General features: G+C 65.7%; 17 protein-coding genes. 11 read left to right on the forward strand and 6 right to left on the reverse strand.

What is annotated here, in order from left to right:
• Window positions 1–108 precede the first annotated feature (108 nt).
• The gene (locus tag KUW17_RS08555; protein WP_174146456.1) at window positions 109–609 is read left to right on the forward strand and encodes an Lrp/AsnC family transcriptional regulator; all 501 of its coding nucleotides are present in this window, start codon (window positions 109–111) and stop codon (window positions 607–609) included.
• 161 nt (window positions 610–770) lie between these two features.
• Complete coding sequence (locus KUW17_RS08560; protein ID WP_222478012.1) at window positions 771–1,205, forward strand: CBS domain-containing protein; 435 nt, start codon at window positions 771–773, stop codon at window positions 1,203–1,205.
• A 40-nt stretch (window positions 1,206–1,245) separates the two neighbouring features.
• Here KUW17_RS08560 and KUW17_RS08565 read toward each other — a convergent pair whose 3' ends face one another.
• The 5 genes from KUW17_RS08565 to lgt form a co-directional block, all read right to left on the reverse strand.
• Window positions 1,246–2,028: a Hint domain-containing protein gene (locus tag KUW17_RS08565; RefSeq protein ID WP_222478014.1), complete on the reverse strand. Its 783-nt coding sequence runs from the start codon at window positions 2,026–2,028 to the stop codon at window positions 1,246–1,248.
• A 267-nt stretch (window positions 2,029–2,295) separates the two neighbouring features.
• Entirely contained in the window at window positions 2,296–2,430 is a 135-nt protein-coding gene (locus KUW17_RS23320) for a hypothetical protein (protein ID WP_261397115.1), read from the reverse strand.
• A gap of 289 nt (window positions 2,431–2,719) precedes the next feature.
• Window positions 2,720–3,475 (reverse strand): peptidoglycan editing factor PgeF, encoded by a 756-nt coding sequence (gene pgeF, locus KUW17_RS08570; RefSeq protein ID WP_222478016.1) that lies wholly within the window; start codon window positions 3,473–3,475, stop codon window positions 2,720–2,722.
• On the reverse strand, window positions 3,472–4,539 hold the full coding sequence (locus tag KUW17_RS08575; RefSeq protein WP_222478018.1) for a class I SAM-dependent methyltransferase: 1,068 nt from the start codon (window positions 4,537–4,539) through the stop codon (window positions 3,472–3,474). Before KUW17_RS08575 ends, pgeF begins: the two co-directional genes overlap by 4 nt.
• Window positions 4,536–5,435, reverse strand: a complete 900-nt coding sequence (gene lgt, locus KUW17_RS08580; RefSeq protein ID WP_222478020.1) for a prolipoprotein diacylglyceryl transferase — start codon at window positions 5,433–5,435, stop codon at window positions 4,536–4,538. The genes KUW17_RS08575 and lgt overlap by 4 nt, the downstream gene beginning before the upstream one ends.
• 97 nt (window positions 5,436–5,532) lie before the next feature.
• Between lgt and KUW17_RS08585 the strand changes: the two genes are divergently transcribed.
• The 7 genes from KUW17_RS08585 (at window position 5,533) to KUW17_RS08615 (ending at window position 10,761) form a co-directional block, all read left to right on the forward strand.
• Window positions 5,533–5,778, forward strand: coding sequence for an accessory factor UbiK family protein (locus KUW17_RS08585; RefSeq protein WP_174146461.1), 246 nt, complete (start codon window positions 5,533–5,535; stop codon window positions 5,776–5,778).
• Between the two features lie 266 nt (window positions 5,779–6,044).
• Entirely contained in the window at window positions 6,045–6,596 is a 552-nt protein-coding gene (locus KUW17_RS08590) for a 2OG-Fe(II) oxygenase (protein WP_222478705.1), read from the forward strand.
• Between the two features lie 154 nt (window positions 6,597–6,750).
• The gene (locus tag KUW17_RS08595) at window positions 6,751–7,827 is read left to right on the forward strand and encodes a DUF2652 domain-containing protein (RefSeq protein WP_222478022.1); all 1,077 of its coding nucleotides are present in this window, start codon (window positions 6,751–6,753) and stop codon (window positions 7,825–7,827) included.
• Window positions 7,828–8,118: 291 nt separating this feature from the next.
• Window positions 8,119–8,619: a YbjN domain-containing protein gene (locus KUW17_RS08600; RefSeq protein ID WP_222478024.1), complete on the forward strand. Its 501-nt coding sequence runs from the start codon at window positions 8,119–8,121 to the stop codon at window positions 8,617–8,619.
• Window positions 8,620–8,659: 40 nt separating this feature from the next.
• A complete protein-coding gene (gene proC, locus KUW17_RS08605) occupies window positions 8,660–9,475 on the forward strand; it encodes a pyrroline-5-carboxylate reductase (protein WP_222478027.1) in 816 nt (271 codons plus the stop codon).
• Complete coding sequence (locus KUW17_RS08610) at window positions 9,468–9,806, forward strand: tRNA-binding protein (RefSeq protein WP_222478028.1); 339 nt, start codon at window positions 9,468–9,470, stop codon at window positions 9,804–9,806. Before proC ends, KUW17_RS08610 begins: the two co-directional genes overlap by 8 nt.
• 1 nt (window position 9,807) lies before the next feature.
• Window positions 9,808–10,761, forward strand: coding sequence for a 2-hydroxyacid dehydrogenase (locus tag KUW17_RS08615; RefSeq protein ID WP_222478030.1), 954 nt, complete (start codon window positions 9,808–9,810; stop codon window positions 10,759–10,761).
• 37 nt (window positions 10,762–10,798) lie between these two features.
• Here the strand turns inward: KUW17_RS08615 and KUW17_RS08620 are convergent, their stop codons facing one another.
• Window positions 10,799–11,404 carry a thymidine kinase gene (locus KUW17_RS08620; protein WP_222478032.1) on the reverse strand — a complete coding sequence of 202 codons (606 nt, stop codon included), beginning with the start codon at window positions 11,402–11,404 and terminating at the stop codon, window positions 10,799–10,801.
• Window positions 11,405–11,775: 371 nt separating this feature from the next.
• On the opposite strand from KUW17_RS08620, the gene KUW17_RS08625 reads away from it, so the two are divergent.
• Together KUW17_RS08625 and arsH are read left to right on the forward strand one after the other, a co-directional pair.
• A complete protein-coding gene (locus tag KUW17_RS08625) occupies window positions 11,776–12,240 on the forward strand; it encodes a hypothetical protein (RefSeq protein ID WP_222478034.1) in 465 nt (154 codons plus the stop codon).
• Window positions 12,233–12,961, forward strand: coding sequence for an arsenical resistance protein ArsH (arsH, locus tag KUW17_RS08630; RefSeq protein ID WP_222478037.1), 729 nt, complete (start codon window positions 12,233–12,235; stop codon window positions 12,959–12,961). The genes KUW17_RS08625 and arsH overlap by 8 nt, the downstream gene beginning before the upstream one ends.
• The last annotated feature ends 585 nt before the right edge of the window (window positions 12,962–13,546 follow it).

The raw sequence follows: 13,546 nt of genomic DNA on the forward strand, positions 1-13,546 counted from the left end.
TGTGGCTTGCGCGCCCGCTCTGCAAAGAATATTGCGCGGCGATGAAACAATATTGCGCAGCCCGGCGGCGGTGCTATAAGAAACGCAAAGTTCACAGGAGTTTCCGGCATGGTCACAACCCGTCTTGATCCGATTGATCGCAAGATTTTGTCGGAGCTTCAGGCCGATGGGCGGATGACCAACGTGGAGCTGGCCAAGCGGGTCGGCATTTCCGCACCGCCCTGCCTGCGCCGGGTGCGGGCGCTGGAGGAGGCCGGTCTGATTCACGGCTACCACGCGGATGTGAACGCGCGCGAGCTGGGGTTCGAGGTGCAGGTCTTTGCCATGGTGGGGCTGGAGAGCCAGGCCGAGGCGGAGCTGAGCGCCTTTGAGGAGAAATGCCGCAGCTGGCCGCTGGTGCGCGAGTGCCACATGCTGAACGGCGAGGTGGATTTCATCCTGAAATGCGTCTCCCCCGATCTCAGCACCTTCCAGAGCTTCCTGACCGGCGATCTGCTGACCACCCCGAATGTGGCCAGCGTCAAGACCTCGCTGGTGATCCGCGGCGCCAAGGATGAGCCCGGCGTGCCGTTTGAGGTGCTGGAGGAGCGGCTGGCGCGCGAGGCCTGAGCCAAAGCCGCTGCCGGCAGGCTGCCCGTTCCGGGGGCTGATGCCCCGCATCTTGATCCAAGTCATTGACAGAACGGGGAAACCCGGGATGCTGGTAAGGCGGGGCTTGCCGGTGCAATCGGTTTGAGCCGGCCGTTGTTCCGCCGACTGGAGGTGCGGCGATGGCAATTGTTCAGCAAATTCTTGATGGCAAGGGCAAGACGCTCCACACGCTTCCGCCCGAGGCCATGGTGGTCGATGCCCTGGAGCTGATGGCAGAGCATGACGTTGGCTCGGTGCTGGTGGTGTCCGGCGGGGAGCTGGCCGGCATCTTCACCGAGCGGCACTATACCCGCAATGTCTTCCTGGCGGGCAAGACTTCGCCCGCGACACCGCTGGCGGATGTCATGGCCACCGATTTCACCTGTGTCGACCCCGGCCAGAGCGCCGAGGCCTGCATGGCCCTGATGAGCAAGAAGCGGGTGCGGCATCTGCCGGTTCTGAAGGACGGGCAGCTGGCCGGGATCGTGTCGATCGGCGACCTGATGAAGGCGATCATCGAAGAGGAGCACTTCAACGCCGACCAGCTGGTGCGCTACGTCCGCGGCATGAACTGAGCGGCCGCAGCGGCCCGATGAGGGGGCCGCCGGTCCCGGATTACAGGATTGCCGGCCCGGGCCGGCTGATGCTGTCGGCCCGGGGGTGCGCCAGCGGGCCGAAGCCCTGGATGCTGTCGGTATGGGCAAACAGGTTCAGGAACAGCGTCTTGATTGCATAGCTCGCCAGCTTCAGCGCGTCCGGCCCCGGGTGGTAGGATTCAAACGGCAGGCCGGCCACCGTGATCACCGCATGGCGCGGCAGGCAGAGGTGGTAGAGGTCGACAGGCGCCGGCGGTGCGGTCTCGAAAATGCTCATGCCGTCCTGGAATTCCGATGCCAGGGTCAGCAGCTTGCTGCTGCCGCTGCCCTGCATGTGCGGCGGCGTGCGCAGCAGCCGTGCGGCGGGGCCGGCCACCAGGCTGGCGGCGGGCTTTTGCAGGCCCAGGCTGTCGGCCATGAAACTGGTCAGGCTGCAGCTGCGGGGGCTGCCGCCGGCGCGCCCGGGCAGCACGCAGGTGCGGCCGACCCAGACCAGCGGCTGGCTGCCGCCGTCCTCGGTCAGGACTTCGTCGCCGGGCAGCAGGTCCTCAACCGCGATGGGGCCGCTTGCGGTGTCCACCAGCGAGCCGCGGGAGAACGCGCAGAAAGCGTTTTCGAACAGCGGCAGGGCCGGGGCAATGTGGCGGGTTTCGGCGATGGCGCCGCCGGGCAGCAGGCAGCTGACCTCATAGCGGCGCAGCTGCGGCTTGCTGGCGCTGCGCAGCGCAGCGGGATCCTGCAGGATCGCAGTGGCCTCGACGGCGTTGGCTGCAGCGCGCTGCAGCGACTGGGGGATGGTCATGACAGCAGACCTCTCCTTTCAAACTGCCCGCATGCATCGGCCCCCACCGGCAACACAGACGTGCTTGAACGATATGTATGCGCCCTAATTGGCAGGATTTAATTCGAATTGTCAAAAAATCTGAAGCAAACTGGTTAATGCGGGGCGGCGTGCCGGAGCCGCCGCCGCACGGTATCGGACAAGGCCGGTTGGATGCCCCTTAGGCGGCAGGCCGGGCTGGCGCGGCTGCGCCAGGGGTTGCCGCTGCCGGGGCATCCGTCCCCGGCGTTAACCCAGTTTCCGCATCGCGCCGCCGCTGCGCGCCCGGCCCGCGCCGCGCCGGGCGGCGGCCCAGGGCAGGGGGGCAGTTTCGCTCTTGGCGGAGCGGATGATGGAGGCAATGAAGCGCTTGTTCATTTTCATAATCAGGTCTGTCCTTCGCCCGGCAGCTGCACCCTGACGCCGGGCGGCTGCTGTTCTTGCTGGTCTGACCTTTTTATGGGTAATCTTTGCGCCCTGATTATGGCGTGGCGGGGGCATTTTGCGCCCCGGCGGCGCATGGAGCTGCCCCGCCGGGAATGATCCGGGGTCTTTTTCAAGCATCTGATTTCACAGGGAAATGCGGGACTGGCGCGTGCCGGTGCCGGGACGGCGGCCGGGAATGGGGCGGAATTTATTCAAAACCGCCACAATTGCGCTGGTTAACGGGGCCTTAAAGCCGGATGCAGGAGATCAGGCGGCCGTAGTCGGCCTCCTTGGCGTGGGTGGCGCGGCGGTAGGAGAAGAATTTCTCCGGGTCGGAATAGGTGCAGTAGCGGCTCCATTCCGCGGCGCCGATACCGGCCTGGCGCAGCTTGTGCAGGCCGAGGCCGGGCAGGTCGAACAGGTAGCGGTCGCCCTCGCCGTTGGCAAAAAAGCGGGCATAGCCGTCGTCCTGCATCATGAAGTCCTCGAAGAACTCCGGTCCGACCTCATAGGCGCGCTGGGAAATCGTCGGGCCGATCACCGCGGCGGTGTTTTCACGCCGCGCGCCGAGGCCTTCCATCGCCTCCAAAGTGGCTTCCAGCACCCCGTCGAGGGTGCCGCGCCAGCCCGCGTGGGCGGCGCCGATGACGCCCGCCCCGGGGTCGCAGAACAGCACCGGCTGGCAGTCGGCGGTCAGGATCGAAAGTGCCAGTCCGGGCACATTGGTGACCATTGCGTCCGCCTGCGGCCGGTCCTGCGAGGGTTCCGTCACCACCTGCACATCGGCGCTGTGGACCTGATGCACCGCGCTCAGGTTCTCCGGCGGCACCTCCATCGCGGCAGCCACGCGGTTGCGGTTGATCTGCACCGCCTCGCGCTGGTCGGTGGAGCCGAGGCCGCAGTTCAGACCCCGGTAGATGCCGGAGGATGCGCCGCCCCTGCGGGTGAAGAACCCGTGCCGCACCGGGCCAAGCAGATCGGACGTGAGAATTTCAAGCGTCATGGGTTCAATCCTGGCAAAGGGGCGGCCTGAGGCGGGTAGAGGCCGAGCACTTTGAACAGGTTTCCCATTTCCTCCGGGTGCGTCAACCGCCGATGTGCGGCGATCAGGGAGTCCAGCGCCGCGCCCTGCAGCGGGGCGGCCAGGGCGCGGGCGCGGTCGGTGATGCCCAGCCGTTCGAGGAACACACCTTGGGGGGTGAGGCGGGTGAAGCCGCAACCCTTGGTTTTTGCGGCCATCGCCAGCGCCTCGAAATCCACATGGGCGGTGAGGTCGGCCTGGCCGGGATCCTGCAGCGGGCCGGCGGGTTCATGCGCGCGCAGGGCCTGCAGGGTGTCCCCCAGCGCCCGCCAGTCGCCGTAATCCACGATCAGGGCGCCGCCGCCATGGGCAGCGATTCGGGCGGCGATGGCCTGGGTGACGGGAACCGCGGGTTCGCAGAGTTCGACCAGATCGCCCTCGCTGGTGTCCTGCAGCCGGTGCGCCAGCGCGGGCTGCGGCGCGGCGGGGCTGAGGCCGAAGGCAAGCGCGCCGTCCGCGAGGCCGATGCGTCTTTCGCTCCAGTGGCCGCCTGTGCGGATGAACTGGCGGATGGGCAGGGCGTCGAAAAACTCGTTTGCCACCAGGAACAGCGGCTGGGCGGGCAGGGCGTCCGCCGTGCCGAGCCATTGCGGCGCGTAGCCCTCCAGCGCCTTGGCCTGGGCCGCGCGCAGGGGTGGCGAGGCCTCGACCAGATGGATCTGCATGGCGGCGTGGAAGCCGGGCACGCCGCGGGTGGCGCGCAAGAGGTCCGCCATCAGGGTGCCGCGGCCCGGTCCCAGTTCTGCCAGCGTGAAAGGCGCAGGCGACCCTTGGTCGAGCCAGGCCTGCGCCAGCGCGAGGCCGATCAGCTCGCCGAACATCTGGCTGATTTCCGGCGCGGTGATGAAATCGCCCTTGGCGCCCAGCGGGTCGCGGGTGGTGTAATAGCCGAACTGCGGGTGCAGCAGGCAGTCCGCCATGTAGTCGGCGACGGACATCGGGCCATCGGCGCGGATGCGGGCGGCGAGGTGGTCGCTGAGGCTCATGCCGTGCTCCGGGCCGCGTGGCGGGCGCGGATCAGGAACCAGAGGCCGACCGCGATCATCGGCAGCGACAGCGCCTGGCCCTGGGTGAGGCCGATGCCGTCAATGTGCCAGGCCAGCCCCAGCGGGTTGCCGGGGGTGACGAACTGGGCGTCCGGCTGGCGGAAAAACTCGACAATGAACCGCGCAAGCCCGTAGCCCGCCAGGAACACGCCCAAGAGGCGGCCCGGGGTGTGGAAGGCGTTCCGGCGCCAGGCGAGATAGAGAAGCACGGCGCCAAGGATCAGCCCCTCCATCAGCGCTTCATAGAGCTGCGACGGGTGGCGGGCGCAAAGCTCTCCCAGCGCCTGGCCGCAGTCCTGTGCCGCCTGGCCGGGGAAGGCCACGCCCCAGGGCAAGTCCGTCGGGCGGCCCCAGAGCTCTGCGTTGACGAAATTCGCGAGCCGTCCCAGCAGCAGCCCCGGCGGCACCGTGTGGGCAACCAGGTCGGAGATCTGCAGTTTCGGGATGTTGTGGCGGGCGGCAAAAATCAGGGTGGCCAGAATCACGCCGATCAACCCGCCGTGAAAGGCCATGCCGCCCTGCCAGATCTTCAGGATCTCGCCCGGGTGCGCCAGGTAATAGGCCGGCTGGTAGAACAGAACGAAGCCGAGCCGCCCGCCCGCGATCACACCGATGATGATCCAGGTCAGCAGATCCTCCACCTGCTGCGGTTTCATCGGCGGCTGCCCGGCGGGCCACAGCGCGGGGCGGCGCAGCGCCGCGACGGCGAGCCGCCAGGCGATGACGATGCCCGCGATATAGGCCAGCGCATACCAGCGCAGGGCGAATTCGAAACTGCCGATGGCGATCGAGAAGATCTCGGGCGAGAGGTCGGGGAATTGGATCATGGCCTGCATGTGCGTCTGAATGCCTCTGCTCTTTGGGGGAAGTCAACGGCTTGCAGCCGGTCGCCTGCTTGCCCATATAGGTGCTGACCCCGAGACGGAGAAGAACATGCAGACCCGCAACAAGATCCTGGACGATATTTCGCAGCTGATGACAAATGCGATGGGCGTGGCCCAGGGCGCCAAGGACGAGGCGGAGACCGCGATGAAAAGCATGATCGACCGCTGGCTGGCCGACCGCGATTTCGTCACCCGCGAGGAGTTTGACGCGGTGCGCGCGATGGCGCAGAAGGCGCGCGAGGAGAACGAGGCGCTGAAGGCGCGGCTGGACGCGCTGGAGGCAGCGCAGAAGTAAGCCAAGGCGCTGGCGGGCGGGTTGCCCGCCCTGCGGTGAAACAGAGCCTGCCGCGGCGTGATGCTGCGGCGGGCTTTTTCGTGTCCTGGGCGTCTTGGGCGGGGGCGGGGTGTCCGCCCGCAGGCAGGGTCTGTATTCCGCGCATGGCTGCCTTGCCGGGCCGGACGCAAAAACAGGTCGCTTTCCGCCCGCGGGGTCGAAAACTGCGCAGCGGTTTGCAGGCCGCGCGGTACATGCTGCCTCAGCTTCATCAGAGGGATCACAGCATGGTGTCTGTCTATACGGTGCCGGGGGCGTTCAGCACTCAGGAGTGCGCGGAAATCATCCGCAAGGCGGAAGAGGCGCCGGACAGCGAGGCGCTGCTGGTCGGGCAGACCCGGGATCACAACCTGCGCCGGGGCAGCGTGGTGTGGCTGGACGATGTGCCGGGCACCAGCTGGGTGATGGACCGGCTGATCTCTGTGGTGCGCCGCGCCAACAAGGAGCGGTTCGGGTTCGACCTGCGCGAGTTTGCCGAAAGCCCGCAGGCGGCCAGCTACAAGGCCAAGGACGGCGGTCATTTCGCCTGGCATTCCGACATCGGCGACGGGCCGGTGGCGGGCAAGCGCAAGCTGAGCCTGGTGGTGCAGCTGAGCAAGCCCGGCTCCTATGACGGCGGCGATCTGGAGATCATGCCGGGCGCCCATGTGGTGGCGGCCAGCCGGGTGCAGGGCAGCGCCACGGTGTTCCCCAGCTTCCTGCTGCATCAGGTGACACCGGTCACCCGCGGCGAGCGCAAGTCGCTGACCGTCTGGGCGCACGGGCCGGCCTTCCGCTGAACTTTGCGCCGGCCCGGCCAGGGCCGGCCGGGCTGCGCCTGGCAGCCTAGGCGGCGCCAATCCGTCTTCTATGCGCAATTTGTGATGTGTTCTGCTATACTTGCCCCGGGGCAGCCGTGCGGCGCCCATGTGTGATTTGCAGGGGACAGGTACGATGACGGCACAAAACGGCTATATGCTGATTGCGGATATTTCCGGGTACACGCAATTCCTGACCTCGTCGGAGCTGGACCATGCCAACCCGATCCTGCAGTCGCTGCTGCAGGCGGTGGCGGAGCAGGTCGGCGAGCCGCTGCACTTCTGGAAGCTGGAAGGCGACGCGGTACTGGCCTATTCGACCCAGGCTGAGCTGGTCTCCGGCGATCTGCTGCTCACGTTCTGCGAGAACCTCTATAACGCCTTTGCCGCCCGGCGGCAGGATATCGTTGCCAACACCACCTGTCCTTGCCGCGCCTGCGCCAATGCGGGCGGGCTGGACCTGAAGGTGATCGTCCACTACGGCGCCTTTGACGAGATGCAGGTGGGGCCGGTCAAGGATCTGTCCGGCGCCGACGTAATCCTGGTGCACCGGATGACCAAGACAGAGGCGGCGGCGGAAACCGGCGTGCGCAGCTATGCGCTGTTCAGCGATGCGGCGGTAGAGGCGATGCAGCTGCAGGCGGCGATGGAGCCCTATTCGCAGCCGTTTGAGCATTTCGGCGACGTGTCCATGCAGGTCTATGACCTGGCCCGCGCCTGGGACCGGTTCCGGGCCGGGCAGGAGCGGGATTTCCTGGAGGAGGCGGACGGGATCTGGACCTACCGGCGCCGGTTCAAGGCCTCGCCGCAGCTGGTCTGGGAGGCGCTGACCGCGCCCGAGTTCAAACTGCGCTGGATGGATCAGGTCAGCACCATGGAGATGGACAATCCGGACGGCCGCCTGGGGGCCGGGTCGGTCTACCACTGCGGCCATTCCCTGGCGGAGTTTGTCTACCGCGTCACCGACTGGCAGCCGTTCGAGTATTTCTCGACCCGGATCAAGGACCCGGGCCGCGACGGCATCGAATTGCCCGAAACCTACCATCTGACGCCAGACGGGGACGGCACCGCGCTGCGCTATACCATGGGCCGGGCCTATGACGGTGCAGGCAACCGGTCGGAGGTCTCGGAGCAGGAGGCGGTGGGTTTCCTGTCGGAGTTCTGGCCTGTCTCTTTTGACGCACTGGATGCGGAGCTGGCGGAACCGTCCTGAGGCGGGCTGCGCAGGCTTTCAGAGACCGCAATTTCCGGACCCGTCCAAGGCCGTCCGGGGTTTACCTTTGGGTTTGCCCGCCCCATAGTCGCGATGCCGGCATTTGGGGGTCTGTGGATAGTTCATCCACAAGTTATTGCAGATATCCCCAAAATAAAGGTTGCCAGAACATCAATTCAGGCCCACCATATCTAGTATGGGAGCGGGGATGCCTCCCCGGCCCATAGCACAAAAAACCAGCTATAGGGTGCCGCTGTGCCCGGTTAGCTAGGCAATCAGAGAGGTGGCATCATGGCACTATCCGAGCTTCACCTGGAAGAAGACGTCCATCCGATCGACATCGTTGAGACTTTGGCGTCGCACCATGATTGGGATTTCGACAGGGTCGGGGACGATCAGATCGCCATGTCGGTGGAAGGGCAGTGGCGCACCTATTCGCTGACGCTGGCCTGGTCGGGCTATGAGGAATGCCTGCGGCTGGTCTGCAGCTTTGAGATGGAGCCGCCGGAGGCAGAGCTGCCGCGGCTTTACGAGCTGATCAACCGGATGAACGACCAGTGCTGGGAAGGCTCCTTCACCTACTGGGAGGACCACAAGCTGATGCTGTTCCGTTACGGGCTGATGCTGTCCGGCGGCCAGATGGCCAGCCCGCAGCAGATCGACGCGATGCTGAACGCCGCGGTGGCCAATGCGGAGCGCTACTATCCGGCGATCCAGCTGGCGGTCTGGGGCCAGCGCAGCCCGCAGGATGCGATGCAGGTCGCCATTGCAGAGGCTTACGGCCGGGCGTAAACCTGAGCCCTGAACCTGACACCAAGGGGAGGGGCTTAAGATGGATATGCAGGATATTGCTGCACGCGGCCTGGTGCTGCTGGGCTGCGGCAAGATGGGATCGGCGATGCTGGCCGGATGGCTGGAGGGCGGATTGCCCGCATCCTCGGTCTGGGTGATCGACCCGAACCCGTCGGACTGGCTGAAGGGCACCGGCGTTCACATCAACGCAGAGCTGCCCGCGGCGCCGGGAATCGTTCTGATCGCCGTGAAGCCGCAGATGATGGGTGAAGCACTGCCGACGCTGCAGAGCTACGGCAATGGTTCCACATTGTTTATTTCCGTTGCCGCCGGCACCTCGATCGCAACTTTTGAGGATGTTCTGGGCGCGCAGTCGCCCATTGTCCGCGCGATGCCGAACACGCCGGCCGCCGTGGGCCGGGGCATTACCGCGATTATCGGCAATGCCCATGCGGGCGATGCGGATCTGGACCGCGCCGCGGGGCTGCTGCAGGCCGTGGGCCAGGTTGTGCGGCTGGAAAACGAGGGGCAGATGGATGCCGTCACCGGCGTCAGCGGCTCCGGCCCGGCATACGTGTTCCACTTGATCGAAACGCTGGCCGCCGCGGGCGAGGCGCAGGGGCTGCCTGCGGAACTGGCGATGAAGCTCGCCAAAGCAACTGTTGCCGGCGCCGGCGCGCTGGCAGAGGCGGCAGAGGAAAGCCCAAGCCAGCTGCGCATCAATGTGACCAGCCCCAACGGCACCACCCAGGCCGCTTTGGAGGTGCTGATGGATGATGACGACGGTTTCCCGGCCTTGCTGAACCGCGCGGTGGCGGCGGCAACCAACCGCTCCAAGGAGCTGTCGCGTGGCTGAGATCAGCTTTGATGACTTCATGAAGGTCGACATCCGCGTCGGCGAAGTTGTGCGCGCGGAGCCGTTTCCCGAGGCGCGCAAGCCTGCAATCAAGCTCTGGGTCGATTTCGGGCCGGATATTGGCGTAAAAAAGAGCTCAGCGCAGATTACGGCGCATTACATGCCGGAAACGCTGGTGGGCAAGCAGGTTCTGGCCGTCGTAAACTTCCCGCCGCGGCAGATCGGCAAGTTCATGTCAGAGATCCTGGTTCTGGGCCTGCCGGATGAAAACGGAGAGATATTCCTGGCGGGTCCCGATGGAACGGTACCGCTGGGCGGGAGGATGCACTGAAATGAAAATCTGGATTGCGCGGCCGATGACGGCAGCGGTCACGGCACGGGCGCGGGAGGCGTTTGCTGATCTGGAAATCCGCGAGACCAACGCGGTGATGAGCGAGGCGGAGATGCTGCGCGCATTGTCCGAGTTCGACATCGTGGTGCCGACGCTGGGCGACCGGTTCACGGCGGAGATCTTTGCCAAGGCGGGCACGCCCCGCTGCAAGCTGCTGGCCAACTTCGGCGTCGGCTACAACCACATCGACGTCGAGGCCGCGCGGGCGGCGGGTGTCGAGGTGACCAACACGCCGGGCGCGGTGACCGATGCCACCGCCGATATCGCGATGACGCTGATCCTGATGTCGGCGCGCCGCGCCTCCGAGGGCGAGCGGATGCTGCGCAAGGGCGATTGGGAGGGCTGGCACCCGACCCAGATGCTGGGCCTGCACGCCACCGGCAAGCGCGTCGGCATCGCCGGCATGGGCCGGATCGGCCAGGCGATTGCGCGGCGCTGCCATTTCGGCTTTGGCATGGACGTGTCCTATGTGGCGCGCTCCCCCAAGGATCTGGACTTCCCCGCGGACCGCGCCGAGAGCCTGATTGCGATGGCGGGCGAGGTGGATTTCCTGGTGGTGGCGGTGCCGGGCGGCGCCGAAACCACGCATCTGATCAACGCCGAGGTGCTGAACGCGATGCAGCCCCATGCGCATCTGATCAACATCGCCCGCGGCGAAGTGGTGGAGGAGGCGGCGCTGATCGACGCGCTGCAAAACCGCCGCATCGGCGGCGCGGGTCTGGACGTCTATGAGTTCGAACCCAAGGTGCCGCAGGCGCTGATTGATCTGGATAACGCCACCCTGCTGCCGCATCTGGGCACCGCCACCGAGGAGGTGCGCAGCAACATGGGCCATATGGCGCTGGACAACGTTGCCGCCTATCTGGCCGGCGAGGTGCTGCCGAACCGGGTGTAACCCCGGCTGATCCGCCAACCGGAAAGACGCAGCCGCCCTAGAGGGCGGCTGTTCTGTCTTTCGGGGTGTCGCCGGTGGCCTCGCGCCAATGGCGGCGGCAGAGCGAGACATAGGTCTCATTGCCGCCGATCTGCACCTGGTCGCCCTCGGTCATCACCCGGCCCTGTTCGTCCTGGCGCACCACCATCGTGGCCTTCTTGCCGCAGTGGCAGATGGTGCGCACCTCGCGCATCTCATCGGCCAGCGCCAAGAGGGTGGCGGAGCCGGGGAACAGGTTGCCCTGGAAATCCACCCGCAGCCCGTAAGCCAGCACCGGCACCCGCAGGTCATCGACCACGCGGGCCAGCTGCCAGACCTGCTGAGGCTCCAGAAACTGCGCCTCATCGACAAAAATCGCCGCCAGCGGGCCGCGGGCCAGGCGCTGTTCAATGCGGGCATAGAGGTCGTCGCCCGCAGCAAACATGTCCGCGTCCTCGCCGATGCCGATGCGCGACGCGATCCTGCCGCTGCCGGCCCGGTCATCCAGCCGCGCGGTCAGCAGGTAAGTGTCCATGCGGTTTTCACGGTAGTTGTGCGAGGCCTGCAGCAGCACCGTCGACTTGCCCGCGTTCATGGTGGAGTAATTGAAATAGAGCTTGGCCATGGCGGCGGGTTTAGCCGCCCTGCCGGGCAGGGAAAACCGGATTCGTGCGGGAAGTGCGGGCCTGGTTGCATTCGGCAACAGGAAGGCTCCCGGGGCAGGCGCGGCCGGGGCGGAACAAAACCCCTTTGACGGCCAACGCCAGATGCCCCGGAGAGCGCAAGTACCGGGCAGACCAATTACCCTGAAAGCAGGACGTCACTCACCCGCCTGCTTCGCTGGACAACCGATGCCAATCGCATCATGTCACTAGCTAAATCCCTGAAAACCTGAGGGATGGATAAGGTATCGCAATTCCTCTACAACTCGGACATGGGAAATTAACCGCTTCGTTCCCCTAACCGGGGGCGGCGGTCACGCCAGGTAGGATGCATATGGCTGAAATCGGGACGTATCTGAAGAAGCACACGGAAGCGCTGGTCAAGGATGTGGGCATTGAAGCCGCCTGCCAGATCACCGGGAAATCCAAGGCGACGCTGGGGCGCTATTATTCGGATAACGCCGAACACGCGGACCGGTTCATGCCGGTGGATGCGGTGGCCAAGCTGGAAAGCGCGTCGTCCTTTCCGCATGTGACGTCGGCGCTGGCGGACCTGAAGAACATCACCCTGTCCTACAATGGCAACGGCAGCGCCGAGGAAACCGGCCGCAGCGGCGGCGTCAATTCGGATGTGATTGCCCTCAGCCAGCGGTTTGCCCAGCTGATGTGCGAATACCAGGCCGCGATGGAAGACGGCATCATCACCGTCAATGAGGCCAAGCGGCTGCTGCGCGAGACGGTGCTGCTGCAGCAGGTGCTGCTGGATATGAAACTGCATCTGGAAGAAGAAAGTGCCTGACAGCCCCGACCTGAGCGAACTGCCCGGAATAGCGGCGGATCAGCTGCATCCGGTTGACGTGGACATGCTGGCGGCGCCGGGTGATCCGCGCCACCCGCCGCGTATCCTGCTGCTTTACGGCAGCCTGCGCGCGGTGAGCTACTCCCGCAAGGCAGCGGAGGAGGCGGCGCGGGTGCTGCGGGCCTTGGGCTGCGAGACGCGGATCTTCGATCCCTCCGGCCTGCCGCTGCCGGATGATGCGGGCGCGGCGGAGCATCCCAAGGTGGCGGAGCTGCGCGAGCTGGCGGTCTGGTCCGAGGGCATGGTCTGGTCCAGCCCGGAGCGCCACGGCGCGATGACCGGCATCATGAAGCTGCAGATCGACTGGCTGCCCCTGTCCCTGCAGGGCGGCATCCGCACCACCCAGGGCAAGACGCTGGCGGTGATGCAGGTGTCGGGCGGGTCGCAAAGCTTCAACGCGGTCAACCAGATGCGCATCCTGGGCCGCTGGATGCGGATGGTGACGATCCCGAACCAAAGCTCGATCCCCAAGGCGTGGCTGGAGTTTGAAGAGGGCGAGCGCCTGCCCGAAGGCCCGTTCTACCGCCGCCTGGTGGATGTCATGGAAGAGCTGGTGAAGTTCACCTGGCTGGTGCGCGGCCGCAAGGATTACCTGGTGGACCGCTATTCGGAGCGGGTGGAGAGCGCCGAAGAGGTGCACAAGCGGGTGTCGCAGAAATAAGCGGGGCGTGTTTGCCCGAGGAAAGTTAATCGAGGCCCCGGCAGATGCCGGGGCTTTTTTGCTTCAGATCAGCGGTATCAGCGGCACATCGCAGGCGGCAACGGCCAGCAGGGCGGTCAGGATCAGGGTGAGGCGCATGCACGGGGTCCATTTGCGAGGGAGCGGGATTTTCAGTTGTGCCGTGCGCCGTTTGCGGGGGCAAGCCGCGGGTTTCGCAAGGCGCCGGGTGAGCCGGTTCCCGCCTGTTCTCCCCAAAGCTGCGGGCTGCGGTTAAGCAATTGGGCGGAGCCGGGCGCCGGTGTTTAGCCATTTGTTAAGGCTCATTTCCGCCGCAATTGGATCGTGAAGTTACCGGCGATGCCCGCTTGCGCCGTAAAACCAGCGAAAATCCTGAATTTCTTTCCTAACGGAACAGGAAGGATTTTCCGTTGTTTTTATATGGTTTTTCCGAAAATTGAGCGCGTCCGTTAAGTAAATAAGGGGTTTCCGCGCCGCTGCCGCGGCGAAACGGGTGCCTGTTAACTCTCTGTTAAGCCTGTCTCATTCTGCGCATCTTTCTGCCAGCGCGGCACCGCAGCAGGCCGC

The sequence above is a fragment of the Leisingera aquaemixtae genome (assembly GCF_019801145.1).
GTDB classification, from domain to species: domain Bacteria; phylum Pseudomonadota; class Alphaproteobacteria; order Rhodobacterales; family Rhodobacteraceae; genus Leisingera; species Leisingera aquaemixtae_A.

Coding starts and splice junctions, on each gene's coding strand:
- KUW17_RS08555 (WP_174146456.1), top strand. CDS start 109: ATGGTCACAACCCGTCTTGATCCGATTGATCGCAAGATTTTGTCGGAG.
- KUW17_RS08560 (WP_222478012.1), top strand. CDS start 771: ATGGCAATTGTTCAGCAAATTCTTGATGGCAAGGGCAAGACGCTCCAC.
- KUW17_RS08565 (WP_222478014.1), bottom strand. CDS start 2,028: ATGACCATCCCCCAGTCGCTGCAGCGCGCTGCAGCCAACGCCGTCGAG.
- KUW17_RS23320 (WP_261397115.1), bottom strand. CDS start 2,430: ATGAAAATGAACAAGCGCTTCATTGCCTCCATCATCCGCTCCGCCAAG.
- pgeF (WP_222478016.1), bottom strand. CDS start 3,475: ATGACGCTTGAAATTCTCACGTCCGATCTGCTTGGCCCGGTGCGGCAC.
- KUW17_RS08575 (WP_222478018.1), bottom strand. CDS start 4,539: ATGAGCCTCAGCGACCACCTCGCCGCCCGCATCCGCGCCGATGGCCCG.
- lgt (WP_222478020.1), bottom strand. CDS start 5,435: ATGCAGGCCATGATCCAATTCCCCGACCTCTCGCCCGAGATCTTCTCG.
- KUW17_RS08585 (WP_174146461.1), top strand. CDS start 5,533: ATGCAGACCCGCAACAAGATCCTGGACGATATTTCGCAGCTGATGACA.
- KUW17_RS08590 (WP_222478705.1), top strand. CDS start 6,045: ATGGTGTCTGTCTATACGGTGCCGGGGGCGTTCAGCACTCAGGAGTGC.
- KUW17_RS08595 (WP_222478022.1), top strand. CDS start 6,751: ATGACGGCACAAAACGGCTATATGCTGATTGCGGATATTTCCGGGTAC.
- KUW17_RS08600 (WP_222478024.1), top strand. CDS start 8,119: ATGGCACTATCCGAGCTTCACCTGGAAGAAGACGTCCATCCGATCGAC.
- proC (WP_222478027.1), top strand. CDS start 8,660: ATGGATATGCAGGATATTGCTGCACGCGGCCTGGTGCTGCTGGGCTGC.
- KUW17_RS08615 (WP_222478030.1), top strand. CDS start 9,808: ATGAAAATCTGGATTGCGCGGCCGATGACGGCAGCGGTCACGGCACGG.
- KUW17_RS08620 (WP_222478032.1), bottom strand. CDS start 11,404: ATGGCCAAGCTCTATTTCAATTACTCCACCATGAACGCGGGCAAGTCG.
- KUW17_RS08625 (WP_222478034.1), top strand. CDS start 11,776: ATGGCTGAAATCGGGACGTATCTGAAGAAGCACACGGAAGCGCTGGTC.